This window comes from Deltaproteobacteria bacterium, from assembly GCA_020848905.1.
Classification (GTDB): Bacteria; Myxococcota_A; Polyangia.
On record JADLHG010000028.1, the window covers coordinates 11,938 to 38,566 of the forward strand.

Consider the following 26,629-nt stretch of genomic DNA (forward strand, 5'->3'; position numbering starts at 1 on the left):
CGCCGAGAAGGGGGTCCCACGTGATGAAACACCTGAGCCTGAGCCTGCTCCTGACGACGGCAGTCGTCCTGTGCTGCGGTCCCGCGCTCGCCGACGACGCGGCGGAGGCCCGGAAGTACGGCGTCGACGAGAAGACGATCCAGAAGGCGCGGACCCACGCCAAGGCCGCTCACGCCGCCTACCTCCTGCAGGACTACGCCAAGGCGCTGGCCGAGTACCAGACCGTGCTCAAGCTCATCCGATCGCCGAAGGCCCTCCTCGGCACCGCGCAGTGCTACCGGCAGCTCGGCAAGCTGGAGCAGGCCCTGCGCGCCTTTCGGCTCTACGCCGACGAGTGGCGCCGGCTGAACCCGAACGCGGCCCCCGAGTACAACGTCGACGAGGAGATCCGGCGCCTCGAGGCCAGCCTGGAGGCTCGCCGCAAGGAGCGCGACGAGCGTGCGGCGAAAGACGAGGCGCGCCGGGAGCGCGAGGCGCGGGAGCGCGCGGAGCGAGAGCGCAAGGAACGCGAGCGAGCCCTGGCCATGCAGCAGCACAGCTTCCCGGAGGACACCAAGCAGAGCGAGCGGCGGACGAAGACCCTCTGGGGTTACACGGTGCTCGGTGGGGCGCTGGCGTGCTTCGCCGCCACGGGAGTGCTCTACGGTGTGGGCTTCTCGCAGCGCTCGAGCGCCTACGACCGCTACAAGGTCGCGACCGACCCGGCCGAGATCGAGCGCCACCGCGGCGACGTGGAGAGCGCGCACACGAAGACCGTCGTAGGACACGTCTTGCTGGGAGTCGGGGCGGCAGCGCTCGCCTTTTCGATCTACGAGCTCGTGAGCCGGCCAGGCGCCGGTGAGACGGATAAGCGGACGGCCGCGCGGCCACGCTTCAGGCTGCTACCGAGCGGCCCCTCCCTCGACCTCTCTTACGCGTTCTAGCGTTATCACGCGGACGGACACCCCCATGCACAGCCATATGCCGCCCTTGCTCGCCGCCCTCGCAGCCCTCGTCTTCGCCGGGTGCCTGCCGGCCTTCGATAACCCCTACGACCCGAAGCGCTGCGCGGAGGGCTGCCCCACCGGCCAGACCTGCTTCGAGGGCCAGTGCCGGCCCGCCTCCGAGAAATGCCGCCGCAACGAGGATTGCGACGACAAGCTCCCCTGCACGGCGGACGTCTGCCTCGCGTCGGGGTGCAGCCATCTCCTGAACGAGAGCTTCTGTTTGATCGACAAGCAGTGCGTGGCGGTGGATTCGCCGAATCCGGCGAACCCTTGTCAGAAGTGCTCTCCGACCGCCTCCGCCGAGGCCTGGAGCCACGACGACGGCAAGCGCTGCGACGACGGGCAGGCCTGCACGCACACCGACACGTGCAAGGCCGGAGGCTGCGGCGGAACGGCCTACACCTGCGACGACAAGCTCGCCTGCACCGCCGACCAGTGCGATGGGCAGGGAGGCTGCAAGCAGCCGGTGAACGCCAAGGAATGTCTGATCGAGCAGGCCTGCTACGCCGAGGGCGCGAAGGCTCCGGGAACCGCCTGTCGCATCTGCGACCCGGCACGAAGCGCGACGCACTGGAGCGTGGCTGCGACGCCTGGCTGCACGGGAACCCTCGCCGGCGACGGAACCCAGGGCGACACGAATGGCCCAGCGGACAAGGCGCGCTTCAACCTCCCGTACGGCGTGGCGGCGGCCGGCGGCAAGGTGTACGTCGCTGACACGAACAACCACCGCATTCGCCTCATTGAAAACGGACAGGTCAGCAGCCTCGCCGGCACGGGCGAGCCGGGCTACGCGGACGGGCCGGCTGCCACCGCACAGTTCAACTCGCCCCGAGGAGTGGCCGTGGATGCTGCGGGCAAGGTGTACGTGGCGGAGCATCTCGGCCAGCGCATTCGCGTGATCGACAGGGGGCAGGTCTCCACGCTGGCCGGGGACGGCCGCGAGGGCTGGAAGGATGGGCCGGCCGCGTCAGCGCAGTTCATGTATCCCACGGGCCTCGCCGTGAGAGGCGACGGCACGGTCATCGTGGCCGACACCTACGGCAACCGGATCCGGGCCGTCCAGGGTGGGCAGGTATCGACCCTGGCCGGGGACGGGACAATCGGGTGGCTGGACGGCAGCGCGGCGACGGCCAAGTTCTATGCGCCGCTGGGCGTGGCCGTGGACGGTACCAAGGTGCTGGTGGCCGATACGGGCACGCACCGCATTCGCGTGATCGAGAACGGAGCCGTGACGACGCTGGCCGGCACCGCTCCCTCCGATGGCAAGGGCGGCTACGAGGGCGACTTCCAGGACGGCGTGGCCTCGGTGGCCCGCTTCAAGCTCCCGTCGAGCGTGGCGGTCGGCCCAGGGGGCGCAGTCTACGTCGGGGACGTGGAGAACCACCGCGTCCGGATGATCAAGGCCGGTCAGGTCACGACGCTGGCGGGCAACGGGAACGCCGCCTTCGTCGAGGCGCAGGGCACGCAAGCCAGCTTCAGCTCGCCACGGGCGGTCGCCCTGGACCCGAAGACGGGCTTCCTGGTGCTCTCGGACCAGGGAAACAGCCGCATCCGCGTCGTCTTCCCCGTTGCACCGTAACGAGGACCGCCATGACACGACTCGCACCTGTCGCTCTGCTCAGCTCGCTCCTCCTCGGCGGATGTTCCTCCTCGGGATCGGGAACCGACGGCGGCGCCTCCGGGGACGGCGTACGCTGCACGACGAACGCACAATGTGACGACGGCCTGCCGTGCACCACGGACCTCTGCGGGGTGGAAGGCTGCAATCACATCGTGAGCGGAAACTTCTGCGTGATGGGACAGGCGTGCATCGCGCGGGGCGCCCCGAACCCGCAGAACCCGTGTCAGAAGTGCGACCCCGCGGTGACCGGCTCGAACTGGAGCCCGGACGAGGGCAAGGCCTGCAACGATGGCCAGGCCTGCACGCACACCGACAAGTGCGTGGCGGGTGTGTGCAAGGGCACGACCTACTCGTGCGACGACAGCCTGGGCTGCACGAGCGACCAGTGCGACGGCACGGGGGGCTGTTCGAACAGCGTGCAGGCGAACCAGTGCCTCATTGCGGGCGCGTGCTACGCCGCGAACGCCACGGACACGCGGAACGCCTGCCGTCGCTGCGAGCCGGCCCGTAGCGTGACCAACTGGACCACCTTCGAGGGCCCGGCCTGCGTCGCCACGCTCGCGGGGACCGGCAACGAAGCGCACGCCGACGGCCCCGCAGGTCAGGCGAAGTTCTTCCTGCCGATGGGGGTCGGCGCCGAAGCGGGCGGCAAGGTCTTCGTGGCCGACACCTTCAACCGACGCGTCCGACTGATCCAAAACGGGCAGGTCTCCACCCTGGCCGGAGACGGCACGCAAGCCTTTCTCGACGGACCGGCTGCCTCGGCGCGCTTCTCGAAGCCCTACGGCGTGGCCGGGGACGGCAAGGGCAAGGTCTACGTCGGGGACGTGGACGACCGGCGGATCCGCCTGATCGAGAACGGCCAGGTGACGACCTTCGCGGGCACCGGAGACAACGAATTCCTCGACGGACCGCGCCTGAGCGCCCGCTTCCGTGGCCCCCACGGCGTGGCCGTGGACGACCAGGGCCGGGTCTACGTGGCCGACGCCTTCTCCATGCGCATCCGCGTGATCGAGAAGGACCAGGTACGAACCCTGGCCGGAGACGGGACGCTCGGTTCCACCGACGGACCGGCGGCCTCGGCCCGCTTCAGCTATCCCTACGGCGTGGCCGTCACGCCGAGCGGCGACAAGGTCTACGTAGCGGACACGAACAACAACCGGGTCCGGCTCATCGAGGGCGGTCAGGTGAGCACCTTCGCCGGCACCGGCATTCCCGGCTTCCTCGACGGAACCCCGAGCGCCGCGCAGTTCAGCGAACCGAGCGCCGTAGCCGTGGACTCCGCCGGCCGCGTCTACGTGGCCGACCGGAAGAACCACGCCATCCGCATGATCGCGAACGGCAAGGTCACCACCCTGGCCGGCAACGGCAGCGGAAGCTTCGCCGACGGGCCAGGGGAGAACGCGCGCTTCTGGACCCCCTTCAGCCTCGCCACGGCGGCCGGCCGCGTCTTCGTGGCCGACAGCTACAACCACCGCATCCGAGTGATCGTCATTCCGTAGGCTCCCCCGTCTCGTCGAGGTTCAACGCCCCTCCCGCCGCGGAGACGCCCCCCCGCGCCGACTCCTCCTCCGCGAGGGCCCCGGACACGGTGCAGGCCACGATGTGCCGGTCCACTCCCGTGGCGTCGGCGAGGGTGTAGAGGACCTCGAGCTCGGCGGGGTCCACGCGGCCGTCGGCGCGCGCGATGAGGCACAGGTCGCGAATGACCTGCGCTCGACGCAGCGGGGCCACGAGCTCCTTCACCGCGGCGATGCGCCGGGGCAGATCCTCGCGCAGCGCCGCCGGACTGAGTCGCGCGGGAAGGGCTCCGGCCCCGAGAAGCTGCTCGAGCGCCTCGATGGCCTTGGTCTCGATCCCGCCGTTGGCCGTGGCCACGAGGACGCCCCCCGCGAGGAGCAACCGACGCATCGCCTCGGCCGCCTCGGAGTGCTCCTGCAGGTAGCTCGGGTCCATGAGGCCGATGAGCTCCTCCACCTCTTCCTCGAGCGCCTGGCGCGGCGTCCCCCGCGCGACCATCAGCTCCGAGCGGGAGAAGAGCTCCGCCGCCCGGAGGCGCAGCGGGCTGAAGGGGTGACTCGCAAACCAATCACTGCGAATCGGCTCGTCGGCCTTGGCCACGCGCTCGGACTCCTCCCGCAGATCTCCGACCTGGGCCAGGAACTGGTCGATGCGCACCTTCACGCGCGCCCCGCGCAGCCCCGAGGCCAGCTTGAAGAGCGCGTGCGCGGCGGGCTCGAGTCGCCCCGCGCAGAAGAGGCCCGCCCGGTCCGAGGAGATCTCGGCGTAGCGCTGCCAGGCGAAGAGGCGCAGCGCGAAGCCCGGATCGTTGCGGCCCAGCTCCGCCAGCAGCGGAGGGACGGGGATGCGGTGGTGCTGAAACAGGTGGTGGCCGAGCTCGTGGCCCACCACGAAGCGCAGCTCGTCGGCCTCGAAGGCCTCGAGCAGGCCCGCCGAGAGGATGACGAAGAAGCGACCGCGCTCGGGGCGCACCGCCGCCGCGTTGAACTGCACCTCGGGATAGACGTAGGTCTCGAGCGGCTCTTCGAACCCGAGCGCCACGCGGCACCCGTCCACGATGGCGTGGATGTCCGGGGCCATCTCCGGCGTGAGACGCACCGCCGTACCGAGGAGGTGGCGACGGGCGCTCAGCTCCTTGGCGAGCTTCTCGAAGCGCTCGATCACCTGGCGCACGGCGAAGTCGGACAGGATGCGCTCGGCGAGCTCGCGGTCGCCCTGCGCCTGCAGCTCCGCACGCGGATTGTGCTCGGCCAGAATCTTCGGACCGCCCGAAGGCGGGTGCTCGGCCAGTCGCTTCGGCTCGTCCATGGCGGGCGCAAGCTTGCCCCGGGATAACTCGAGTTGCCAAGGGGAAGGAGCTCCACGAGGGGAAGGATCTCCACCCACCTCCGTATGGACGGCGAAAGCACCCCTACAAGGAGCACCGCATGCGCCTTCGACGCCCTCTTCTGCCCTGGGCCACCTTGCTCGTCGGGCTCGTCCTCGTCGGCTGCGAGCCCGGCGAATCGTCCGTGACGGAGACGCCCGTCCCCCCCGGACGCGGACAGCTCCTCCCGCGCGGCGAAGGCAAGGCCGACGGCGGAAACTCGTGCGCCGGGATCTGCGGCAAGCAGGCGCGCGCGGGCTGCTGGTGCGACGCGGGCTGCGAGAAGTACGGCGACTGCTGCGCGGACAAGAGCCAGTTCTGCGACGCGAAGCCGGCCTCGTGCGTGGGCCTGTGCGGCAAGAAGAACCCGGCCGGCTGCTGGTGCGACGAGGGGTGCGCCAAGTACGGCGACTGCTGCGCGGACGTGGGCGCGGCCTGCAAGGGCGGACCGGTGAACAAGTGCGCGGGCGTCACCTGCACGCCGAGCGCCCCGAGCTGTGACGGCGCGAGCCTCGTCACCGTGACCGCCTCGAGCTGCGACCCCGCCACCGGGACCTGCGTCGAGAAGACGCAGAAGACCACGTGCCCGAACGGCTGCGCGGCCGGCGCGTGCAAGGCCGCCCCGCCGAAGCCCCTCTCCTTCTTCGACGAGGGCCTGGCGGCCGGTGCGCCGATCACGCTCGCCGAGGCCAAGGCCTACTTCGCCCCCGGCAGCACCTCGGCGGCGCTCGGTCCCTTCGAGATCCGGCAGCGCGCGCGGCAGTGCAACACCACCACCGGCTGCTCCGAGTGGGCCTACCCGGCGGGCGCGACCTTCGCGTACATGACCCACGAGCTCTGGATCCCCGGTCCCGGCTGGAGCCCGCAGAAGTCCTGCTTCCAGTTCGTCTCGTCGAGCTTCTCGCCCGCCACGGGGAAGCTGGCCTTCGTGGTCGCGACGGGCGGCCGCATCGATCTGCAGCTCCAGTCGGCCGCCACGGGCACGGTGAGCTGCGCGAACGTCCCGACCGGCAACGCGGCCTGCGACGCCTTCAGCAGCGCGGTCTCGGGGCTCTCGGGGGGCAAGAGCTGCAGCCTGCCGAACCCCTCGGGCTCGGGCTACTCGAACACCGCGTATCCGGCGAGCGTCACGCTCTACGACACGACCAAGACCGACGGTAACCCGGTGGGCATGACCCTGCGCGTGACCCGCGACTACGTGACCGGGCGCTCCAAATACAAGGGCGCGGCGGACGCGAACGGCTCCTATCGCGAGGTGGAGTACGCGCTCTACGGGCTGCTCAAGGACGGCCCGCTGCCTCCCGCCACGGGGGGAACCTGCAAGCCCACTACCTGCGCGGCGCAGGGCAAGACCTGCGGCACGATCGCGGACGGCTGTAGCGGAACGCTCCTCTGCGGGAGCTGCAGCACGCCCTACGTCTGCGGCACGGACAACACCTGCGCTCTGCCGCCAGGGTGCAATCTCCAGCCGTGCTATGCCCCGGCCACCGTCGGCTACACCTGCTGCTCGCCGGGCAAGGTGACCTGCGGGAACGGGAAGGGCTGCACCTGCTACGACGCCTGCTATTGATCTTCCGCCGCTGAGCTCCCGGCCGGCGCTCGCGACCTCGTGTCCGAGGCTGCGGGCAGCTCTCCCACACTCCCTCACCTTTCCCCTGGTCGGACCATACCTCTTCCGGGTACCATAGATCCGTTCGCCGAACCCAAAGCAAGGAAGGAGGACGGCCCATGCATCCGAATGTGCTCTCCGGACCTGGACCCGGCTACGTGCTCGACGAACGGTACTACCTGATGGAACGCCTCCCCGCGGTGGCGGGACGGCCCCGCTACCTGGCCGAGGACCTCGTCGCCAGCAAGGTCGTGGACGTGGTCATCACCGGCGAGGAAACGGACGGCACCCTGCGCTACGCGGTCCGCCCGAGCCGCCAGCCGCAGCGCAAATCGCGCGGACAGGCCGTCGGCGGCGCGCGCCGCGGGCGACGGAGCCCCGAGGTGGACGAGCCTCGGTCGGGCAATACGATTCGCACCGCTCTGCCGCCGGCTCCCGACGCCGCGCTCCGCGTGTTCGTGGATCGCGTGCACCTCACGCAGCAGGTGCCGAGCCCCCACGGCACTCTGGCCTTCGAGGGCTACGACCGAGGACTCGGGCAGCCCGTCCGCATCCTCGTCGTGCCGCGGGATGGACGGTAGGGGGCCGCCTCTCGAAGCTCAGTGTCCTGGAACGTCGTCGGTACGCAGCTTTCCTCGCAGCTTCCACCCCGTGTGCAGGAGCCAGGTTCGTGGCTCGCCGACCGTGGGCTCTCCCGAGGGCGGCACCGGCGCGACGTCCTTCCAGCCGTCCACGAGATAGAGCGCCGAGGAGCACGGATCGAGCTCACGCCGGGGCACCCACTTGCCGCGCTGCACGCAGTGCTTCCGCCGGTTTTGGAGCACATAGCTGAGGGCATGCTTCGTCTCGCTGGGCGTTTTCAAGATGCGCTGGTGGTAGCGGTCGGCGAAGACCCGCCCGTGCCGCCCGAGGCGGTCGTTGAGTCGCCGGGCGAGGCGAATCGCCAGGCCCCTCAGCCCCTTCATCAGGACGTCCCGGTCTTTGGCCTCGGTGATGAGGTGCAGGTGGTTCCTCTGGATCGAATAGTGCGCGAGATTGAGCCCGTGGCGACCGAGCGCCGCCCGAAATGCGCCCTCGATCACCCGGAGCTGCGGCTTGGCGCGCAGGTTCGGGAGGTCTGACACGACCTTCATCGTCACGTGCACCGGAAAACGGCTCGCGAGCAAAGGCCGCATCCGATGGGGCAGGCCGCTGCCGGGCTGTTTCTTCCGCCCCGCACCCCTCCGCTTCCCGCCCCAGCCCGTCGCCTCCCGCAGTGGCAACGGAAGCTGCTTCGCAGAACCCGCCGGCAGACGGGTGCCCGAGGTCCGGTCACCGCCCGAGGAGGATTTGCGTTTGCGTGCCATCATGACTAGGGCCAATACTAGCAAAGCGCTGGTCTGATGTCAGCGATGTCCTTGCACGAACAACAACACAACCAACACAAACACCCCTTGCCCGCCGCACCGATCCGGCCCGGCCCTCCGCGTGCGCCCACCGCCACTCGCGCTCTCGCCCGCCTCCCGTCGCCAGCCAGCTCCCCCCGCACCCCTAACCGACGGTCCCCGGTCGCGCCCCACCGTCCCGCGCCTGGTCCGCCTTTTCGAGCGCGTGATAGGATCAGAGCTCTGCGGAGGAGGCTCGCGTGAGGCGAAAGCTTGCGATGATCATCGGGTGCGTTTGGCTGCTAGCGGGATGTCCGGGCGAGGGGCCGGCGAAGCGACGGGACGGCGCGGTGCTGAGCGACTTCCGCAAGCCTCCGCCGGGGCGGCAAGACCTGGGAGGGCCCGGGCCGGACCAGGGCGGCGGCTGCTCGGCCGCCGGTACGCCCGCGACCTGCGACCCCGTGGCCGGGACGGGCTGCGCGCAAGGGACGTGCTACGTGGTGAAGAACGTGGGCGTCGCGTGCGTCTGTCCGGTGGGGACGGTGCAAGAGGGGGCGAACTGCAACACCACCACCGAGTGCGCGCCGGGCTTCGGCTGCGCGGGAGACGCCCCCCCCGGCACCTGCGCCAAGTGGTGCGACACGGGCAAGCAGGACTGCGTCCAGGGGCAGCACTGCGCGGAGCTCAAGGCCTTCGCGGGGCAGCTCACCACGGGCCTCTGCAAGAAGGACTGCGACCCCGCCGACGCGAACAGCTGCGGAGCCACCCAGAAGTGCGCCAAGGACGAGAAGTCGGGCAAGTACTGGTGCGTGGCGAAATAGGCGGCGGCCGCGACCGGACCTACTTGGGCTTGCCGCCCCCACAAGAAAGCGGCGCCCCGCGCTCCGAAGGCTGCACGACCCCGTCGCCGCTGCCGTCCTTGAAGGCGTAGAGCCCCGAGCAGGTCGGGCCGTTGCCCTCCACCTTCAGCTGGCCGCCAACCCCCACGTCGATCAACGTCACGCCGTTCCCGCGCACCACCACGTTGCCGAAGACCTGACACGCGATCACCGAGACGTCGTTCGACTCGACGATCAGGTCTCCGGTGACCTTGCAGAAGGCCAGGGTCGAGTTGTTCGAGTTCTTCTCGAAGGTCACGTTCCCCTTCACGGTGAGCCCGCGCGTATGGGACCCGTTCGAGGCGAGGTTCAGGTTCCCGTCGAGGATCGTCTTGTCGATGCCGTTTCCGAAGAGCGTGACCTTCTCCCCGTCCAGCCGGACGTTGCCCTGGATGGGCTTGCCGTCCGTGGCGTCCCCGAAGGTGATCACCACGTGACCCTTGTTCTGCGGGATCTCGGTCCCACCGCTCCCCGCGACGCCCACCTGCTCGATGCTCACGCCGCTCGACTTGGGCGGGTAGCAGATCACCTTCACCACCTTGCCCTGCACCACCACGATGTCGGCCTGGGCGTTCGGGTCGCCGCACTGCTGCTGCTTGATCGTCGGGATGTCCAGGCACTGCCCGCCCACGTCCACGCAGCCCGAGCCGAGCGTCCCGGTCACGACGAAGCCCGAGCCGTCGGCCAGCACGACGTTGACGGTGCCGTCCCCGGTGTAGTCGGCCGTGTCGGCGCCGTTCGGGTCCACGATGGGCCCGCTCGAGCCGCAGCCGGCGTGGGCGAGCATCGCCGCCGAGACGATCGAGAGATACCGGACCGACGTGCGCCGTCCCATGCGAAGCCTCCTTTTTCGGTGGCTCCAGCATAGCACCGCTCGCGCGGCGCCGACTACGGGCCCTACTTGAGGAAGATGAGGGCCACGCCGGCGAAGGCCAGGGCCGTGCCCGCGAGCGCGCGCGGGGTGATGCGATCCCCGCGCACGAGCGCCGCCACGGGAAGCGCGAAGAGGGGCGAGGTGCTGGTGAGGGCGTTCGACAACCCCACCGGGATGAGCCCCTGGCTGTAGGTCATGAGCACGAGCCCGATCACCGCGCCGAGGAGCACTGCCGACAGCGCGTGGCCGAGCACGCGCCGCTCGGCGAAGGGACGGCTCCAGGTGGTGAGCTTGCCGAGCGCCGCGGCCACGGCGAGGAGGCTCAGGGAGGCGGCCCCGAGGCGGACCTGCGTCACCTGGAGCGGGCTCACCCCGCGCACGAGGACGCGCTTGGTGAGGACCGACGAGATGGCCTGCGCCACGGCCGCGAGCAAGCCCGCCGCGGTGCCCACCCAGAGGCGCCGCGGAGTCAACCCGGCCACCGTCTCGCGCTCGCCCTGCTCGAACTGCACGAGGGCGATCCCGACCATCGTGGCCAGCGTTCCGACCCAGCCGCTCCAGGCCAGCCGCTCCCCGAGGGCCGGAAGACCCAGCAGCGCGGTCATGGGCGCCGCTGCGAGGCAGAGCACGAGCGAGCGCCGCGGTCCCACCGTCAGCAGCGAGAGGAAGTAGAAGGCGTCTCCGAGCGCGAGACCCACCACCCCGGAGAGGAGCAGGAGCGCCTGGTCCCGCCCCGCGAGCTGCGAGGGCCAGAGCTGCCCGGTCCACGCGGCGACGGCGAGGGAGATGACGGCGAAGGCCACCACCGTGCGGAAGATGTTGATCGCGCCGGCCGTGGCCCGCTGACCCACCACGGACCACTGGAACGCCGAGGCGGTCCACACCAGGGCGGTCACCAGGCCTGCGGTTTCACCTGCGTACGGCAACGACGGCATACGGGCACCACCATAACGCAACTCGAGGGACCCGATAAGTTCCTCGGGGGGCGCCGGCCGGCTTTCCGGCGGCGCCGACGGGGCTTTCATTGATCGGGAAGGCGTACCCCGTCAAGATGGGCCCATGCTCGCCCTCGAACCCTGTCCGAAGTGCCGACGCCCGCCCGAGATCTGCGTCTGCGACCGCATCGTCCCCCTTCCCACCCGGCTGGAGGTGCTGATCCTGCAACACCCGCGCGAGCAAGACCTCGAGCTCGGCTCGGCGCAGCTCGTCGCGCAGAGCCTGCCCAAGGCCCGCGTCGTGGTCGGGCTCTCCTGGCCGGGTCTCGCCGAGGCGCTCGGCCGGGAGGCGGACCCGCGCCGCTGGGCCACGGTCTTCCCCTACGGCCTTTCGGAGGCCCAGCGCACGGCGCAGACCGAGGCGCCGACGAAGGTCATGGACCACAAGGGGCGGGCGCTGCGCCCTTCCCAGCTGGACGGGATCGTGCTGCTCGACGGAAGCTGGAGCCAGGCCAAGACCCTCTGGTGGCGAAACGCCTGGCTGCTCAAGCTCCCGCGCCTGCTCTTGCGCCCGACGGAACCGACGATCTACGGCACGCTGCGCAAGGCCCCGCGCAAGGACTACCTCTCGACGCTGGAGGCCGCCGCGGAGGCGCTGGTCGCGCTCGGCGAGTCCGAGGAGACGCGCGCGCAGCTGCGCCGGCTGTTCCGGACCATGGTGCAGAGGGCCCGCGACCGACGGGCCCGCCCCGCATGACGCCGCCGAAGAGGCCGCCGCCCAAGACACTGCCGCCCAAGACGCCGCCGCCCGCCACAGACGCGACCGCCTCCCGCTGCATCACCCCCACGGGCTTCATGCGCCTCAAGGAGGAGCTCATGCACCTCTGGAAGGTGGAGCGTCCGCGCGTCACGCACGAGGTCTCCGAGGCCGCCGCGCTCGGCGATCGCTCGGAGAACGCCGAGTACATCTACGGCAAGCGCCGGCTGCGGGAGATCGACCGGCGCATGCGCTTCCTCTCGAAGCTGCTCGACCGCCTGACCGTCGTGCGCGAGCCCCCGGCGCAGCGCGACCGCGTCTACTTCGGCGCATGGGTCGAGCTCGAGGACGACGACGGAGAGGCGCTCCGCTACCGGCTTGTAGGTCCCGACGAGTTCGACGTGAAGGCCTCGCGGATCAGCGTCGAGTCGCCGCTCGCGAAGGCCCTGCTCGGCAAGCGCGAGGGAGACGAGGTCCGCGTGCAGCGGCCGAAGGGGGCCGCCAGCTACACCATCGTCGGTGTTTCGTACGAAGAAGAACCGGAGGTGGACGCCTAATCCTCGTCGGCCGACAGCTGATCGCCTCCGAGGAGGCGGTGCACTAGCCGCACGAAGTCGGTCTCGGTCACGAGCCCCACGAGACGTCCGCGATCGTCCACCACGGGCAGCGCGCCGATCTTGTGATCGAGGAGCAGGAGGGTCGCCTCGCACGCCCGGCTCTCGGGCCGCACCGTCCGCACCTCGGCGCTCATCACGTCCCCGACGCGCAGCGTCCCGCCGGCGCCGCGGCCGAGCGCGCGGAGCAGGTCCCGATTGGAGAGCATGCCGACCAGCCGGTCGTGGCGGTCGCGGACCGGCAGGTGCCGGATGTCCCCCCCGCGCATCTCCAGGTCGGCCTGACCGACGGTCGCGTCCTCCTCGATGGTGATGGGGTCGGCCGACATCACGTCGGCAACGGTGAGCTCGGTGAGCCGCATCGGGGCCTACTCGTCGCGCCGTTCGAAGCGCAGGGACACCGAGTTGATACAGTATCGAAGGCCCGTGGGTCTAGGCCCGTCGTCGAAAACATGCCCCAGGTGGCCGCCACACCGGCCACACACGACCTCGACGCGCCGCATCCCGTGCGAGAAGTCGGGGTGCGCTACGACCGCCGAGGAACCGAGCGGAGCATAGAAGCTGGGCCAGCCGCTGCCCGAGTCGAACTTGGTGTCGGAGCGGAACAGATCCTGCCCGCAGCCCGCACAGCGGTAGACCCCCTTGCCGTGCTGGTCGAGGAGCTCGCCGCTGAACGGGCGCTCCGTGCCCTTTTCGCGCAGCACGCGGTACTGCTCCGGCGTGAGCGCCTTTCGCCACTCGGCCTCCGAGCGAGCGAGGCTGGGCGGCGCGTTCGAGATCGTCTTCATGGAGTCTCCTTGCGGCGACGTGGACCGAGGGGACGGCCTCGACTGCGGTTCGGCACAACCCACCGCGGCCGCCAGCGGCAACCCGAGCGGCAAGAACCTGCCCTTCCATACACTGCGCCACATCGCTAAAGGCGTACGCCGTCGGGCAGGGGCCGTTACGCTCCTGTGGAATGCGCTCCACAGGGGCCGTGGGATCGATCCCACATGCAGCGGCCGTTGGGCCGCGGCCGCGTGGAGCAGCCGCGCGCGCGATCTGGAGCGGTCCCGGCGCGTTGGCGCTCGACGGGGGGCCCCTTGGCCGCGGGCCTCGACCTTGCATTCTCCCCTCCCCGCATGGCGCGGCGCGGGGAGAAGCGGGGGGCACGGCAACCTTGGGTGGTGGAGGAGCTCTTTTCGCTCGATCAGGCCCCGGTCGAGGTGCTCAGGCAGCGCTACCGCCAGCTCTTCGGTGCTCCCGCCGGGGCGCTCGACCCCCGCGAGCTCATCCAGCACCTCGCGGCGCACCTGCGTCGCCGACTCGTCGTCCGGCCGCCCACGACGGCGGGGCCGACTCTCGTGGGCCTGCTCCTCGCGCGCGTCCGCTCCGGCCGGGTGAGCGTGCTTTACCTGAGCCCGCCGCGCTCGGCCGCCTGAGCCGCGCGCTTCGCGGTCACTTCCGTCGATGCGCCTCGAGCCAGTCGTAGACCTGGCGCGCGAAGGCCTCGCCCCCGCCCACGCTGTGGCCGCCGCCGTGCATCGACCAGAGCTCCACGCCCGTGCCGCCGCGACAGGCGCGGTGCCGCTCGGGCACGGTCTCCGCGCCGGGGATGAAGTGGTCCAGATCGAAGCGCGCTCCGACGGTCGGCGCCCCCTTCTCGCATCCGTCGAGCTCGGCCCAGCGCGCGATGCTGGCGCGCGCGCCCGGGTAGCTCGGGCCTCCACGGGACAGGAGATCGCGCCCCCCCGCGTAGCGCACGATCTCGTCGGCCAGCCCGTGGATCTGCAGGACCCCGACGGGCTCGGACGGAGCGCAGCGCGTCCTCGCCGGCGGCGCGGCCCCCGCGAGGCTCACGATTCCCGAGAAGAGAGCGGAGCGTTCGCAGGCCAGGCGGTGGGCCATGAAACCGCCGTTCGAAAAGCCCACGGCGTAGACGCGCGCGCGATCCACGCGGTAACGGCGCGCCGTCTCCTCGACGAGCCCGGCGAGGTAGGCCACGTCGTCCACTCCCTTGCGGTCGAAGTTGCAGCAGGCGTCGCTCGCGTTCCAGAACCTGTGCCCCACGCTGTCCAGGGTGCCATCGGGGGCGAGGAGCAGCACGCCGACCTCGTCCACGAGGTACGAGAAACCGAGCGCCTCGAGCTGCGAGGCGCCATCGCCGCCGTAGCCGTGCAGGAGCACGAGGAGCGGCCATGGCCGCGCGGCGTCGTAGCGCCGGGGAACGCGCAGCTCCGCGGGTCGCGGCCCCCCGAGAGCACGCCCCGCGGAAGCGCGAACGGCGCCGGCGCGATCACCGGAGGGACACGAGGTCTTGCACCCGACGAGGAGGGCGGAAAGGACGACGACGGGGAGTAGCGCAGCTCCGAGGCGTGCGGAGGCTGTGATCGGTGCTCTCGCCCACACCTCGCCGACCGCCGCGCCGACCCGCCTCACGTTCACTCCTTGATGTCGATGAGCTCCACGTCGAAGACCAGCATCCCGGCGGGCGCCCCCGGCCGCCCCTGGTAGGCCAGCTTCTCGGGGATCCAGAAGCGCCGCTTCTCGCCCACCACCATGAGCTGCACACCCTCGGTCCAGCCGGCGATGACGCCGTTGAGCGGGAAGGTGGCGGGCTGCCCGCGCACGACGGAGCTGTCGAACATCTTCCCGTCGGTGGTCCACCCGGAGTAGTGCACCACCACCGTGTTCGTGGCGGCCGGGTGCTTCTTGCCGGTGCCCTTGGTCAGCACCTTCGAGGCGAGGCCGGACGCGGTGGTCTTCGCGCTCTTCGGCGGCTTGGCCACGTCCTCGGGGGCCTTCGGGCCCTCGGTGATCTCGAGCAGCTCCACGTCGAAGACCAGCATCCCGGCGGGCGCTCCCGGCCGCCCCTGGTAGGCCAGCTTCTCGGGGATCCACAGGCGCCGCTTCTCGCCGATCACCATGAGCTGCACGCCCTCGGTCCAGCCCTTGATCACGCGGTTCAGCGGAAAGCGCGCCGGCTCGCCGCGCGTCACGGAGCTGTCGAACATCTTTCCATCGGTGGTCCAGCCCGTGTAGTGGACCTTCACCGTGTCGTCGGCCACGGGGCGCTTCTTGCCGGTGCCCTTCGTCAGCACCTTGGAGGCCAGACCCGAGGCTTCCTTCTTCGCGTCGGCAGGGGGCGCCGCGACGTCGGACGGGGCGGGAATGGCCTTGGGGTCCGCCGGCGCCGGGTCGGCGGCCTTCTTCTCCTCGGCGACCTTGGCTTCACCCCCTTTGGGCGTCTCGGCGGGCTTCCCCGCGGGCGTGCCCTTCGGCGTGTCGACCGTCTTCGGCGGCTCCTGCGGCTGCACCTTGCTGCAGGCCAGAAGCAGAGCCGCACACCCCAGGATCATCGTGGTTCGTTTGCGCATGGGGCCCTCCATAGCAGCCCCTCCCGCCGAGGGTCAAGGGCAGGGGGTGGTGCTCGCGGCCGAGGTCGTGCAGACCCAGGCGGGGTCCGAGCCGCAATCGCCGGGGGCGCGACAGCTCCCGGCAGCGCCCGAACAGACGACTCCCTGGCAGACGCTGCCCGGGCCGATGTTCGTCTCGCACTCGAGCGCCGAGCGGCAGCGGGCGTAGCGGCAGACGCACGCGCTTCCCTGATCGGGGGCGCGCTGGTCTGCACCGCGATCCTTGCGCGCCGCCCCGTCCCTGCGGGCGAGCGTGTCGCGCCGCAAGGAGTCACGGGCTCCATCCCGCGCCACTGCACCGTCGGAAACCGCCCCGCCGTCGGGCCAGAGCTCCACGACTTGGGTCGCGCAGCCGGCGAGGGCGACGAGGACGGCGCCGGCCACGAAAGGAACGGCAGGGCGAAGGAGTCCCCGCGCGCGCATCAGCGGCACCCTCCGAGCCGTCGCGCGACCTCGGCGGCGAACCGCCCCGTGGGATAGCGGCGCAGATACTCCTCGAACCACGGACGAGCGGCCGGACAGCCGCCCCGCGCCTCGGCGAGGCGGGCGAGCGCGAGGAGCGCGTCCTCGTCGTGCGGCGAGCGCGGATAGCGCCCGCGAAAGTCCGTCAAGCAGCGCTCGGCCTCGGGGCGACGCCGAGCCTCCACCTCCAGCCGACAGAGCTGCAGATGCGCGGACTCGCGCCAGAGCACGGCGTCCCTCCGCGCGAGGAGCTCGCCGAGGTAACGGCGCGCGGAGGCGCTTTGCCCCCGCTCGCGAGCCAGCCGCGCGAGCTCGAGGAGCGCCGCCGCCGCGAGCCGATGCTCGGGGAAGTCCTTCACCACCGACGCAAGCAGCGCCTCTCCGCGCGCGCGATCCCCGCGCCGCAGGGCGGCCTCTCCTTGCGCGTAGAGCGCGGCAGCGGAGGGCCGCGGGGGGGCCGCATCCACCGCGCCGCGCGGCGGCGTCTCGCGCGTCGCCGCGTCGAGCCGTCCGGACGCACCACCGTCGGCGGTCCCGCGCCGTTCCATCGCCGTTCGGCCCCGAGCACGCTGCCCCGTTTGTCGTCGCGGCTCCGCATCCGCCGCGCCACCACCATCACGTTGCGCGAGCCGCGTCAGCGCATAACCGAGCCGCGTCACGCGCCCCCGCTCGAGCTCCACGGTCAGCGCGGTCGCGGCGTGCCCGTCCGCCTCCACCGAGAGCTCGGCCGTCCCCGCGGGCAGCTCCGCCACGAGGGGCGAGGGCCCCAGCACGACCCCGCCCACCCGCACCCGTCCGTCGGCGGGCGTTCCCGTGAGCGCGAGCGTACCCAGCTCCTCGGTCGGAGGCGGCCCCGCGCGCCCGTGCTCCGCGAGGAGCGCCGCGAGCTCCGCGTCGAGCGGCCGAGGGCCCGGCGTGCCGCGTGACACGCGCTCTCCCGCGCGCAGGAGCGTCCGCTCCCGAGCCGACGTCACCTGCACCGCGCCGCGCGCCACCGCGACCGCCGCCGCGCGTCCTCGCAGATCCACGGCGAAGCGCGTGCCGACCACCTCCGCCCGCAGCCCACCGCCCACCACCCGCACCCGCTCCGCCGGGCGGCGCGTCACCTCGAGCAGGAGCAACCCCGCGGAGAGCTCGAGCTCGAGCGTGGCTCCTTCGGGGCGACGGAGCGCCAGCGTCCCCGGCCCGACGAGCGTCACCCACCCCCGGCCCTCGAGCCGCGCGCGCACGAGGCCACCGGCCGGCACCACCAGACGATCCGAGGCCGACAGAGGACGCGGCTCCCCTACCGCCCAGCTCGCCGCGCTGCCGGCCCAGAGGTACGGGCGCAACCCGCGCGCACGCTGGGCGTCGTTTCCCTGCGCTACCGCCGGCACCGCGTCGCGGCGCACCGGGCTCGCCCCGCGGCGGAGCAGCAGCCCCACGAGTCCCGCGAGGAGCAGCGCTGCCGCAACCCCGGCCGCGACCCACGGCCACCGCGCGAAGTCGCGCCGTCCCGGGGCGCGGGCCTTCGTCTCGAGCCGGTCCAGCGCGGCGTCCAGCTTGGCGTGGATCCGCGCGCGACCCAGATCGTCGAGGGGCGCGCTGCTCTGCTCCACGGCCTGTCGCACGCGCTCCAGCTCGGGGCTGAGCGGCGTGCGCGTCTCCTCCGCGCCTTCGCGTCGCGTGCTCATGCCCGCCCCTCGTGCTGCTGCTTCGCGCGCTGCTGCTTCGCGGCCTGCCGCTCGAGCATCGCCTGGAGCTCCACGTGCGCGTGCTTGACCCGCTGCCCGACGGCGGCGGGCGTCGCGTCCACCAGCTCGCCGATCTCTTGCAGCGACAGCCCCTCGACCTCGCGCAACACGAAGGCGATGCGCTTCTTCGGCTTCAGCCGCGCGAGCAGGCCGAGCCCCTCGCGCACGAGCTCCTGTCGGGCCGCCGTCGCCTCGGGACTCTTCTCCCCCGGCAGGCTGAGCTCCGGCAGCGCGTCCAGCTCGAGCGGCCGGCGTCGCCGCTTGCGCAGGTGCCCGTAGGCCGCGTGCACCACGATGCGGTAGAGCCAGGTCGAAAAGGCCGCGTCGCCTCGGAAGTCCGCGAGCCCCCGGTAGGCCGCGATGAAGACCTCCTGCACCAGGTCCTCGCGCTCGGGGTCGGGTCCGATGAGCCGCGTCAGCCGAAGGTGCACCTCGTCCACGTGGCGACGGAAGAGCTCGTCGAAGGCCTGCCGATCTCCCGAGGCCGCGCGTCCGATGAGCGGGTCGAGCTGCCCCGCGCCGGGTGCCGCCCCGCGCGCCGCGCCGGGTCGCGCGCGCTCGGGCCGCGAGCCGAAGAGCCCGAGCGAGAGCTGCAGCCACGGGTGGGCGAGAACACCGAGATTCATCGCCGCGCTCCAAGGCCCAGCTCGAGGCCGAGGCCCCCCGCGAAGGCCACGCGCTGGCTCGCCGGCCCCTCCACCCCGCGCACCTGAAAGGCCGCGCGCGAGAAGAAGACGTCGGCCCCGACGAAGAAGAGCGCCGCGAGCGGACCGACGAGGCGCAGCGCGTAGAGCGCCGCCGCCCCCACGCCCCCGAGGAGCTCCGTGCGAGCGAGGCTCCGGCCCTGCGCCTCCCCGCTCACGACGAGCGGCTCGAGGAGCGCCGTGACCCGCAGCTCGAGGGGCACGCGCCCGAAGCGCCAGCCGAGCCCGGCGCGTAGCGGCACGCCGAGGAGACCGAGGCTTCCTCCAGCCACGTCGGTTGCCGGCTGAAGCCGGAGGCCCACGCCGAGCACGGCGCGCAGCCCCCGAACGAGCACCAGGCTTCCGTCGAGCGCGACCCCGAAGAGCGGCCGGTCCGCGTTCGTGCCCACCCCGCTCGTCCCTCCGAGCGCGAGGAGGAGTCGCGGCCCGCCCCTCGTCGGGGGGGACTCCGGTCCTTCGCGAGGTCGAGGCCGCGCGTCGAGGAAGGGGATCGCAGGCACCGGCAGCTCGCCCTGCACCAGATCCAGGATCGCCAGGGCCGTCTCACGAGCCGCCGCCTCGGGCTCCGTCTCGGAGAGCGTCAGGTGCCGCACCTTGCGCGCAGACTCGAGACGTAGCTCCGCGCCGCCGAGTGTTCGCACGCGCACACCGATGCGCCGCCCCTCGGCCGCCGTCAGCCGGAGCGCCAGCGCCGTCGCGAGCTGCTCCGACGAGAAGGGCAGCCTCGCGTCGAGGGTGAGCTCGAGCGGCCCGACGCGCAGCGGCTCGGCCGCGGTGGCCAGGCCGACCGGGCAGCCCGGCAGCACACCGAGCACCGTTGCGAAGCAGAACGCGCGCACGAAACCCCTTTGTCCGTCCTCGAGAGTTAGGTGCCCGGACCGCGTCCCATCGAAAAAAAAGTTTTCGATCCGGCCGGCCCCTCGCATCCAAGTCCCCGCAAGCCAAACGCAGTCGCTGTTACCACACGCTGTTGAAGAGGAGGAGAGCCGTGCAGATTCAAACGCTTCGAAAGTGGTCGGTCCCCGTCGGACCGCTCGCCGCGCTCATCGGCCTGGGCCTCGGGGGATGCCACGGGGAAGGCCCCGATCCGAGCCACAGCTCGCGCGCGCAGACCGCCTGCCAGTCCCAACGCGACTGCCCGCCGACGGAGCTCTGCGGGCCTCAGGGGCTGTGCGTCCTCCCCGGCACGGCCGGCACCCCCACGCCGGGTTCGAACCCGACCCCGGCGCCCGCCCCGACGACGCCGCCCGCGCCGCCACCGCCTCCGGCCGCCGAAAACTGCACCAATAATAAGGACGACAACGGCGACGGAAAGATCGACTGCGCGGACGTGCAGTGCATGCGCGAGCCGGTCTGTCAGAAGGCCTCCGGCTGCCAGGGGAAGAACTGCCCCTGCGACATCCTGGCGCAGAACTGCGCGGCCCCGACCGACCGCTGCTGGCCCATGGGTGTCGCGGCCTCCGACGGCGGCTGCTACGCCGCGGGGCAGGGCAGGCTCGGCGACCCCTGCATCGAGCCGCCCGTCAACGTGCCCAAGGCCTGCAGCAAGGGCCTGCTCTGCGTCGTGAGCAGCTCCGATCCGAAGGAGATGGTCGGCACCTGCCGGACGCTCTGCGGCACGGGCAAGCCCTGCCCGACGGGCTTCGACTGCCGGAAGCTGGACTTCGGCAGCGACGGCGCCTCGCTGAACTGGGGCGTGTGCGTCGTGACGCCGCCGCCGCCCCCGCCGCCCCCGCCGCCGCCCTGCGACCTCTTCAAGCAGAGCTGCACCGACGCCACCAAGATGTGCGCGCCGCAGGTGCACGCGCAGCCGAACCACTGCGTGCCCAAGGGCACCGTGAAGGAGAACGACCCCTGCGTCGGGATGGACGATTGCGGCCCGAAGCTGGTCTGCGTCACGCCCGCGGGCTACACGCCGGGCTCGATCTGGTTCGGCTTCGGCAACGTCCGCGGAGGAAACTGCCTGCCGGCCTGCGCCCCCGGCCCGAAGAGCGGCTGCACGGGCACTGCCGTCTGCTCCCCGATCCTCGACGGGAGCCTCGGTGAACGGAAGGATCTGGGCGCCTGCTGGGACGGGAGCGCCCCTTAGCGTCTAATGTTGATGGGGCTCCTCGGCCCCTGCCCCGCCCTCGTCACCCATGTCGGCCGTGATCATGGCCAGCGTCTGGGCGCTCACCGAGTCCACGTTGGCCACGACCTCGCCGTCGGCGTCGAGCAGCCGCCAGATGAGCTGCTGGTTCTGCACCACGGCGGCAAGGATCAGCTCGTCGTTCAGCGGAAGTTCGGCGACCAGGATTTCAGGCGTCACAAAGCACCTCGCGGTAGATTTGCAGGACCCCTACCACGCGGCCAGCAAAGGAACAAGCGTTCACCGCCAGCCCTCGAGCTCCGCGATGCGCTCGCGCCAGAGCTCGGGCACGCTCGCCTTCTTTCCCGTGCCGTAGTCGAAGGCCACGATCACCCCGTCCCCCTCGGCCGCGATCCGCGCGAGCCGCTCGCTGTAGATGGCGTAGCGCATGGTGAAGCGGTCGTCGGCCAGCTCCGAGACGCGGATCCCCACCTGCACGCGGTCGGGGTAGCGCACCGGCGCCTTGAACCGGCACGAGGCCGAGGCCAGGATCGGCCCCACGCCCGTCGGGACGGCGACCGTGGCCTGCGCGGTCCCCTCGCTCGAGGGCACGACCAGGGCGCGCTCGAAGTAGGCGATGCGCGCGTGCTCGAAGTAGCGGAAGTAGACGGTGTTGTTCACGTGGGCGAAGGCGTCCATGTCGCCCCAGCCCACCACCACGGGAAGGATCACCTTGTAGTCGCTGAGCGCTTCGATCATGGCGCGCAGCATGCCGCGAGGCTGCGCAGAGGTAAAGCGGGTCTCAAGGACGTGCGGCGCTCCGGAGTTCCTTCTGCCAGGCCACGTAGCGCCGGGCGACCATGCGGCCGGCGTAGCCCAAAAGCGACGGGGCCACGTGATCCACGAGCGGCACGCGGAAGACGCGCGCCTGTGGGATGGCGGAGGTGAGCGACCGGGTCATCTCCGTGCTGACGAGCTGGTCGAACTGCCCGCGGGCGACGGCCACGGGCAGGTCTCGCGGGATGCGCCGGAGCGAGCCGTGGTAGTGGCGGATCTTGGCCTGGAGCTGCTCCGGCCGCTTGACGTACTCCTCGGCCAGCATCCCGATGGACCAGATCTTCGACCCCCAGAAGAGCTTCCCGATGAGCGGCGCCGCGAGTCCCACGGCCAGGCGCTGCAGCCCGGAAGGCTCCACGCCGTCGCGCTGCCCGAAGGCGAGCGCCGTCAACACCTCCCGGAAGTTCGCCTTGGTGATGGTCTCGTTCCACCGCGGCCTGAGGCGGTCGAGGGCCTTCACCAGCGGCTCGTACGCGGCGTTCACCTTGGGCAGCGTCGCCTCGTCGCAGTAGGGCGCCCCGAGCATGAAGACCGACTTCACCCGCTCCGGGTGGCGACCCGCGACCTCCTGCGCGACGAGCGCGCCGAGGCTGTAGCCGAAGAGGTGCGCTCGGCCGACCTTGAGGTCCTTGAGCACCGCGAGGACCTGCTGCCGGCCGTACGCCAGCCCGTCCTCGAAGACGGGGGGTCGCAGGTCCTTCGATCGTCCCACCCCCGGGTAGTCGAGGACCACGAACCGGTAGGCGGGCCCCAGCTCCTTCTGCAGGTGAGGAAGCATGGTGTCCCACTGCCGGTGGTTCCCGAAAGACGCCGGGATCAGCACCACCGTCTCGGGCCCGTCCCCCACCACGCGATACTGCCAGCGCTCGTTGCCCGCCACGAGCGGCGCCGGGGACGCCTGCTTGGCCAGCGCGGCGGCGGGCCCCAGGGCGAGCCAGCCCGCAACGAGCACGAGGACGCGGACGCGGAACATGTGGCGGCCATGGAGCACGTACCATGCCAGCCGGTACGGCCCCACGCCGTTCCATCGCCTATGCAACCATTTAATATTAGACGTGATATTCCGGCGGCGGGGCCTGGCTGGGCAGTAGCTCCGAGGCGCGCGTGGCGGGTGTGACCAGTCGCCCGGTCCGAAGGGCGGCCTATCGAGCGGCGCCCTACGGAAAGAACGTCACGGCCGCGAGGGCCCGTCCCGGCTGCTGGAGGCGGTTGGCCTTCAGGCCGTAGCCGCTCAGCGTGAAGAGCACGTCCTCGAGGAGCAGGCTGCGCTGGATCGGCGCCGCGTGGGCCATGTACGCGGGCGCACGGCTGGAGCAGGAGCGCGTTCGCTCGCAGACCTTCTGGTACTGCGTCTCGACGAGGTCCCGATGCGAGATCCGGCCGAGCTCCACGAAGCCCGCCTGCTTGCCCACCTTGAAGAGCGCGAGGCCGTTGAAGCTCTGCTGCGTGTCCCGGTAGTTGTAGTAGCTGAGCGGGATGGCGAGCACGCCCTGCTTCGCGTCGTAGGTGAAGGCGTGGTGGTCGTTCTGCGAGGTGCTGTGCGAATAGCCCTCGCCGCCGAACTGAAAGCGGTGGTGGTGGCTGCGACGCGGCTCCTTGAAGTTGCTCACGTCGAAGATCTGCAGGTGCACGCCGCGCACGCGTCCGTTCTCGTCGGCGTCCTGTCCGATGGTCAGCAGGTGGTCCTTGTCGAGCGGGTGGATGTAGCTCGAGAAGCCGTTCACCTTCAGCTCGCCCACCACGCGCGGACTCTCGGGCTTCGAGAGGTCGAGCGTGTAGAGCGGGTCCGTCTGACGGAAGGTCACCACGTACCCCTTGTCGCCCATCATGCGCGCGGCGTAGATGCGCTCGCCGGGGGCGAGGCCGCGCACGGAGCCGACCACCTTCAGCTGGTTCGCCTCGGGGCGCAGCACGAAGACGCTGTTGCCGCCCTGACCGGCGGCGCCCGCCCACTGCGCCTCGGTCGTGGCCACGCGCAGGTGACCTTGGTACTCGCTCAGCGAGAACTGGTTCAGGAGCCAGCCCGGCACCGCGCCGCTCCCCTGATAGCGCACGTGCCCTCCGCCCTGCTCGCCGCGCAGCACGAAGCGGTGGAGCTGCGTCGTGGGCGCCGCGGGCGTGCTCCAGCCGTTCCAGAAGGCCTGGCCCGTGGCCACGTAGAGCGCATCCGTCGAGGCGTAGACCTGCATCCCGGCCGAGAGGACCCCGACGCTCTCGGTGCGCATCGGCCAGTCCAGATCGAAGTGCGTCACGGTGAGCACGCCCAGCTGGCCCCCCGCCTTCGGCAGATAGAGCTCGCTGCAGCCGTGCAGCGCCACGGGGGCGCTCACCTGGCCGGCCGCGCTCACGGTGCGGAGCTGCGGCAGCGCGCGCAGGAGCTGCACCTTGGAGAGCGCGCGGCGGAGCTCGGACTTCAGGTGCGGTCGGTACTGGGCCTCGAGACGCTTCCACTCCGCCTCGTTGAGCTGCCAGGCCGGCTTGCGGAGCTGGACCTGCTGGAGCACGCGCTGGCCGCTCTGCCAGACCTCGGGGGGGAGCTGCAGCGCCGCCGAGGAGACCAGGTACACGTCGCCGCCGATCATGCGCCCCTGCAGCAGGTTCCCCTCGAGCTCGAACTGCTTCACGATCGCCGGCTGGGTGCGATCGCCGAGCTCGAGCACGGTGACGCGCGTCCCTTGATAGTAGGCGTGCTGCGGGTAATACGGCGGACGCGCCAGGGCGGGCCGCGCGTGACGCAGCCGCAGCCCCTGCAGAGACGGCTGGCGCGGCGTCGGCCACGGACTCGGCTGATAACGAACCACCGCCGAGAAGACGGCGAGGCGGTTCCCTTTCAGAAAGAGCTGCGTCGGGCGCGCGTCGGCGAGCTTCACCCGCGCCACCACGTTCGTCCGGTCGGCGGGCCAGCTCTTCAGGATCAGCAGCTCCTGCCCGTAGACGGTGTAGATGAACTTCCCATCGGTCTTCACCATGTCCGACTCGTCCACGCCCACCTCTTGCACGTTGGTGCTGGTGTGGCTCCTCGGTCCATCCTGCTCGCGAACAGCCCCCGACTTGGCCGTCGCGGCTCCCCCGAGCGGGCCCGCCGGCGCGGCGCCCTGCGCGGCGGGACGGGCCTCGTCACTCCGCGACCGCAGCCCGTCCAGCACCGGCGCCACCCGCCCCAGCCGCCCTCGCATCGCCGGACGCGGGTAGTGGTAGTAGAAGGCGTTGCGGTGGAGGAGCTGCGGCACGAGGAGCTCCACGAGCCGCTCTCGCACGGCCTGGCAGCTTCCCGCGGGGCGGAGCGCCTCGACCGCCGGTGCGCTGCCGCTGGCCTGGGCCTTCGGGCGAGGCACGGCCGCCGAGGCGACGACGAGGACCGCCAGGGCAAGGCGCCGAAGGCTGAACTTCCGACGGGGCATCTTCCGGAACGTGCTCTGCATGGCGGCCATCCTCTCGCTCGGCATCGGTGAAGCCGATGGCCTTATGAACGAGGAGGAGCGGCGAAGGGTCTACGGGATCACCGCCGCCTCGCGGCGCCCCAGGAGGCCGCGTCCCATCTGGTCCCGGCAGCCAGGGGTGCGCACGTTCGTCCACACGGGCCGCACCGCCATGGCCAGGGTGGCTTCGCGTGGCCACCGGCGTGACGCCAGGCAGGTCGCAGGGGCGAAGCGGTGATCATCACACGGACAATTTCCGGCCGCGGCAAGGCCCGGCGTGCGCGAGATGGCGGGGTTCGGTCGGTAGATCCTGGCGCGGCCGTTGCACAGCCACGGTCACAGACGATGCGCCCGGCGCGTCCGCACGAGGGAGACCCGCAATGAAACGCTCTTGGTCACGAAGGACAGGCCTGGTCGTGTGCCTGACGGCGCTGCTCGGCGCTCTGCCCGCAGCGGCCCGCGTCGTAGACGTCCGGGGCTCGGGCGTGCCGCTGAAGGACCTGCCGAGCGGCCTCCAGCGTTTCGTGCGGAACGTGGTTCGCCTCATGCCTCTGGCCCGCGAACAGGTGCGGACCCTGGACGCCCTCCCGCTCGGGCAGAAACATGGCGCGCACAACAGCGTCGCCTGGTCCCCGCTCCTCGCCATCCGGAACGCCTTCAGCTGGGCTCGCGCGGACGTGGCGGCCAAGGACACCGGCGCGAGCAACGAGCTACCGGGTGCGAAGCGCACGAACTACTACGGGGGCGGCAAGAACGGCCTCGTGAGCCTCCTCGGCTGGACGCAGACGGGAGACGTCGGCGCCGGACGGCGACCCGCCGTGACCTTCGAGAGCGCTGACATGGTGCGCCCCGGCTACGTGCGCTCCGTCGGCACCTACACCATTCCGAACGACTTCAGTACCGCGCCGGACGGGCGCCGCTACATCGCCCAGCACAAGGGTCGCCTGGAGGCCGTGCCGCTGACCGACGAGGCGGCCCGCGCGCTCGGCGTCCCGGCGGGGGAGTGGCTGGCCAAGCACACCGTCTTCGTCAGCCGCTCGATGGCGGACGGCAGCGGGCGCTTCGAGCCCGCCTACAAGCGCGTGAGCTACTACGTGCCGGGCGTGGCGGACCCGACCTGCAGCGTGCACGTGATCGAGGCTCCGGAGCAGCTCGCCCTCGTGGACCGGGTCTTCAAGGATCAGGTACGCGCGGCGCTGACCGCTCGCTAGACCGAAGGGGTCTCGAGCGTGGCCACGATCTTCGCCAGCTTCTCCCGCGTCTTGAACTTGCGGCTGTAGACCGTCCCGATCCGGACCCCCAGCTCGGCCGCGAGGTCCACCGGGGCTTGTTCCTCTGCGTAGCAGGCGGCGAGGAAGTCCCTCTCCTCCCGCGTGAGCGCCGAGAGCGCACGACGCGCCAGCTCGGCCGACTGCCGCGTCTCGAGCTCCTGGTCGGGTGCGCGCCGGTCCACGAGCCACCGCTCCGGTAGCTCCAGATCCTCCAG

28 protein-coding genes are annotated in these 26,629 nt (G+C 71.4%); 11 read left to right on the top strand and 17 right to left on the bottom strand.

Annotated elements, in window-relative coordinates; genetic code table 11:
* Window positions 1-23 precede the first annotated feature (23 nt).
* The 3 genes from IT371_11195 to IT371_11205 are packed head-to-tail and all read left to right on the top strand — an operon-like array spanning window position 24 to window position 4,109.
* Window positions 24-923 carry a hypothetical protein gene (locus IT371_11195; GenBank protein ID MCC6748218.1) on the top strand — a complete coding sequence of 300 codons (900 nt, stop codon included), beginning with the start codon at window positions 24-26 and terminating at the stop codon, window positions 921-923.
* 25 nt (window positions 924-948) lie between these two features.
* Window positions 949-2,565, top strand: a complete 1,617-nt coding sequence (locus tag IT371_11200) for a hypothetical protein (protein ID MCC6748219.1) — start codon at window positions 949-951, stop codon at window positions 2,563-2,565.
* Between the two features lie 11 nt (window positions 2,566-2,576).
* Window positions 2,577-4,109, top strand: coding sequence for an SMP-30/gluconolactonase/LRE family protein (locus IT371_11205; protein MCC6748220.1), 1,533 nt, complete (start codon window positions 2,577-2,579; stop codon window positions 4,107-4,109).
* Here IT371_11205 and IT371_11210 read toward each other — a convergent pair.
* Window positions 4,099-5,436 (bottom strand): M48 family metalloprotease, encoded by a 1,338-nt coding sequence (locus tag IT371_11210; GenBank protein ID MCC6748221.1) that lies wholly within the window; start codon window positions 5,434-5,436, stop codon window positions 4,099-4,101. The genes IT371_11205 and IT371_11210 overlap by 11 nt on opposite strands.
* A gap of 119 nt (window positions 5,437-5,555) precedes the next feature.
* On the opposite strand from IT371_11210, the gene IT371_11215 reads away from it, so the two are divergent.
* Together IT371_11215 and IT371_11220 are read left to right on the top strand one after the other, a co-directional pair.
* Window positions 5,556-7,064 carry a hypothetical protein gene (locus IT371_11215; protein MCC6748222.1) on the top strand — a complete coding sequence of 503 codons (1,509 nt, stop codon included), beginning with the start codon at window positions 5,556-5,558 and terminating at the stop codon, window positions 7,062-7,064.
* Window positions 7,065-7,222: 158 nt separating this feature from the next.
* On the top strand, window positions 7,223-7,684 hold the full coding sequence (locus IT371_11220; protein MCC6748223.1) for a hypothetical protein: 462 nt from the start codon (window positions 7,223-7,225) through the stop codon (window positions 7,682-7,684).
* An 18-nt stretch (window positions 7,685-7,702) separates the two neighbouring features.
* On the opposite strand, the gene IT371_11225 is transcribed toward IT371_11220, so the two are convergent.
* Window positions 7,703-8,236, bottom strand: coding sequence for a hypothetical protein (locus IT371_11225; protein MCC6748224.1), 534 nt, complete (start codon window positions 8,234-8,236; stop codon window positions 7,703-7,705).
* Window positions 8,237-8,727: 491 nt separating this feature from the next.
* Between IT371_11225 and IT371_11230 the strand changes: the two genes are divergently transcribed.
* Window positions 8,728-9,288 (top strand): hypothetical protein, encoded by a 561-nt coding sequence (locus tag IT371_11230; protein MCC6748225.1) that lies wholly within the window; start codon window positions 8,728-8,730, stop codon window positions 9,286-9,288.
* A 19-nt stretch (window positions 9,289-9,307) separates the two neighbouring features.
* On the opposite strand, the gene IT371_11235 is transcribed toward IT371_11230, so the two are convergent.
* Window positions 9,308-10,180, bottom strand: a complete 873-nt coding sequence (locus IT371_11235) for a hypothetical protein (GenBank protein ID MCC6748226.1) — start codon at window positions 10,178-10,180, stop codon at window positions 9,308-9,310.
* A 62-nt stretch (window positions 10,181-10,242) separates the two neighbouring features.
* A complete protein-coding gene (locus tag IT371_11240) occupies window positions 10,243-11,115 on the bottom strand; it encodes a DMT family transporter (protein MCC6748227.1) in 873 nt (290 codons plus the stop codon).
* A 163-nt stretch (window positions 11,116-11,278) separates the two neighbouring features.
* On the opposite strand from IT371_11240, the gene IT371_11245 reads away from it, so the two are divergent.
* Window positions 11,279-11,911, top strand: a complete 633-nt coding sequence (locus IT371_11245) for a DTW domain-containing protein (protein ID MCC6748228.1) — start codon at window positions 11,279-11,281, stop codon at window positions 11,909-11,911.
* A complete protein-coding gene (greB, locus tag IT371_11250; GenBank protein MCC6748229.1) occupies window positions 11,908-12,468 on the top strand; it encodes a transcription elongation factor GreB in 561 nt (186 codons plus the stop codon). The genes IT371_11245 and greB overlap by 4 nt, the downstream gene beginning before the upstream one ends.
* Here the strand turns inward: greB and IT371_11255 are convergent.
* Window positions 12,465-12,887 carry a CBS domain-containing protein gene (locus IT371_11255; GenBank protein ID MCC6748230.1) on the bottom strand — a complete coding sequence of 141 codons (423 nt, stop codon included), beginning with the start codon at window positions 12,885-12,887 and terminating at the stop codon, window positions 12,465-12,467. The two genes, greB and IT371_11255, sit on opposite strands and share 4 nt — an antisense overlap.
* Window positions 12,888-12,893: 6 nt before the next feature.
* The gene (gene msrB, locus IT371_11260) at window positions 12,894-13,436 is read right to left on the bottom strand and encodes a peptide-methionine (R)-S-oxide reductase MsrB (GenBank protein ID MCC6748231.1); all 543 of its coding nucleotides are present in this window, start codon (window positions 13,434-13,436) and stop codon (window positions 12,894-12,896) included.
* Window positions 13,437-13,646: 210 nt separating this feature from the next.
* Here msrB and IT371_11265 point away from each other — a divergent pair, with 210 nt between their 5' ends.
* Window positions 13,647-13,946 (top strand): hypothetical protein, encoded by a 300-nt coding sequence (locus IT371_11265; protein MCC6748232.1) that lies wholly within the window; start codon window positions 13,647-13,649, stop codon window positions 13,944-13,946.
* A gap of 16 nt (window positions 13,947-13,962) precedes the next feature.
* Here IT371_11265 and IT371_11270 read toward each other — a convergent pair whose 3' ends face one another.
* From IT371_11270 to IT371_11295, 6 genes are read right to left on the bottom strand one after another with little or no spacing between them, the layout of a single operon-like run.
* Window positions 13,963-14,943, bottom strand: a complete 981-nt coding sequence (locus IT371_11270) for a hypothetical protein (protein MCC6748233.1) — start codon at window positions 14,941-14,943, stop codon at window positions 13,963-13,965.
* A 2-nt stretch (window positions 14,944-14,945) separates the two neighbouring features.
* Window positions 14,946-15,863, bottom strand: coding sequence for an FKBP-type peptidyl-prolyl cis-trans isomerase (locus IT371_11275; GenBank protein MCC6748234.1), 918 nt, complete (start codon window positions 15,861-15,863; stop codon window positions 14,946-14,948).
* A 51-nt stretch (window positions 15,864-15,914) separates the two neighbouring features.
* Window positions 15,915-16,343, bottom strand: coding sequence for a hypothetical protein (locus IT371_11280; protein MCC6748235.1), 429 nt, complete (start codon window positions 16,341-16,343; stop codon window positions 15,915-15,917).
* Window positions 16,343-18,055 carry a tetratricopeptide repeat protein gene (locus IT371_11285; protein MCC6748236.1) on the bottom strand — a complete coding sequence of 571 codons (1,713 nt, stop codon included), beginning with the start codon at window positions 18,053-18,055 and terminating at the stop codon, window positions 16,343-16,345. The genes IT371_11280 and IT371_11285 overlap by 1 nt, the downstream gene beginning before the upstream one ends.
* Window positions 18,052-18,741, bottom strand: coding sequence for a sigma-70 family RNA polymerase sigma factor (locus IT371_11290; protein MCC6748237.1), 690 nt, complete (start codon window positions 18,739-18,741; stop codon window positions 18,052-18,054). The genes IT371_11285 and IT371_11290 overlap by 4 nt, the downstream gene beginning before the upstream one ends.
* On the bottom strand, window positions 18,738-19,658 hold the full coding sequence (locus tag IT371_11295) for a hypothetical protein (GenBank protein ID MCC6748238.1): 921 nt from the start codon (window positions 19,656-19,658) through the stop codon (window positions 18,738-18,740). The genes IT371_11290 and IT371_11295 overlap by 4 nt, the downstream gene beginning before the upstream one ends.
* A gap of 149 nt (window positions 19,659-19,807) precedes the next feature.
* Here IT371_11295 and IT371_11300 point away from each other — a divergent pair, with 149 nt between their 5' ends.
* Window positions 19,808-20,908: a hypothetical protein gene (locus IT371_11300; GenBank protein ID MCC6748239.1), complete on the top strand. Its 1,101-nt coding sequence runs from the start codon at window positions 19,808-19,810 to the stop codon at window positions 20,906-20,908.
* A 3-nt stretch (window positions 20,909-20,911) separates the two neighbouring features.
* Here the strand turns inward: IT371_11300 and IT371_11305 are convergent, their stop codons facing one another.
* From IT371_11305 to IT371_11320, 4 genes are all read right to left on the bottom strand, one after another.
* Entirely contained in the window at window positions 20,912-21,127 is a 216-nt protein-coding gene (locus tag IT371_11305) for a hypothetical protein (protein ID MCC6748240.1), read from the bottom strand.
* A 60-nt stretch (window positions 21,128-21,187) separates the two neighbouring features.
* A complete protein-coding gene (locus IT371_11310) occupies window positions 21,188-21,646 on the bottom strand; it encodes an acyl-CoA thioesterase (GenBank protein ID MCC6748241.1) in 459 nt (152 codons plus the stop codon).
* Between the two features lie 43 nt (window positions 21,647-21,689).
* Complete coding sequence (locus IT371_11315) at window positions 21,690-22,697, bottom strand: alpha/beta fold hydrolase (GenBank protein MCC6748242.1); 1,008 nt, start codon at window positions 22,695-22,697, stop codon at window positions 21,690-21,692.
* 184 nt (window positions 22,698-22,881) lie between these two features.
* Window positions 22,882-25,146: a beta-propeller domain-containing protein gene (locus IT371_11320; GenBank protein MCC6748243.1), complete on the bottom strand. Its 2,265-nt coding sequence runs from the start codon at window positions 25,144-25,146 to the stop codon at window positions 22,882-22,884.
* Window positions 25,147-25,523: 377 nt separating this feature from the next.
* Between IT371_11320 and IT371_11325 the strand changes: the two genes are divergently transcribed.
* Window positions 25,524-26,354: a hypothetical protein gene (locus IT371_11325; protein ID MCC6748244.1), complete on the top strand. Its 831-nt coding sequence runs from the start codon at window positions 25,524-25,526 to the stop codon at window positions 26,352-26,354.
* On the opposite strand, the gene IT371_11330 is transcribed toward IT371_11325, so the two are convergent.
* A partial coding sequence (locus IT371_11330) for a sigma-70 family RNA polymerase sigma factor (protein ID MCC6748245.1) occupies window positions 26,351-26,629 on the bottom strand: 279 nt, incomplete at its 5' end. The two genes, IT371_11325 and IT371_11330, sit on opposite strands and share 4 nt — an antisense overlap.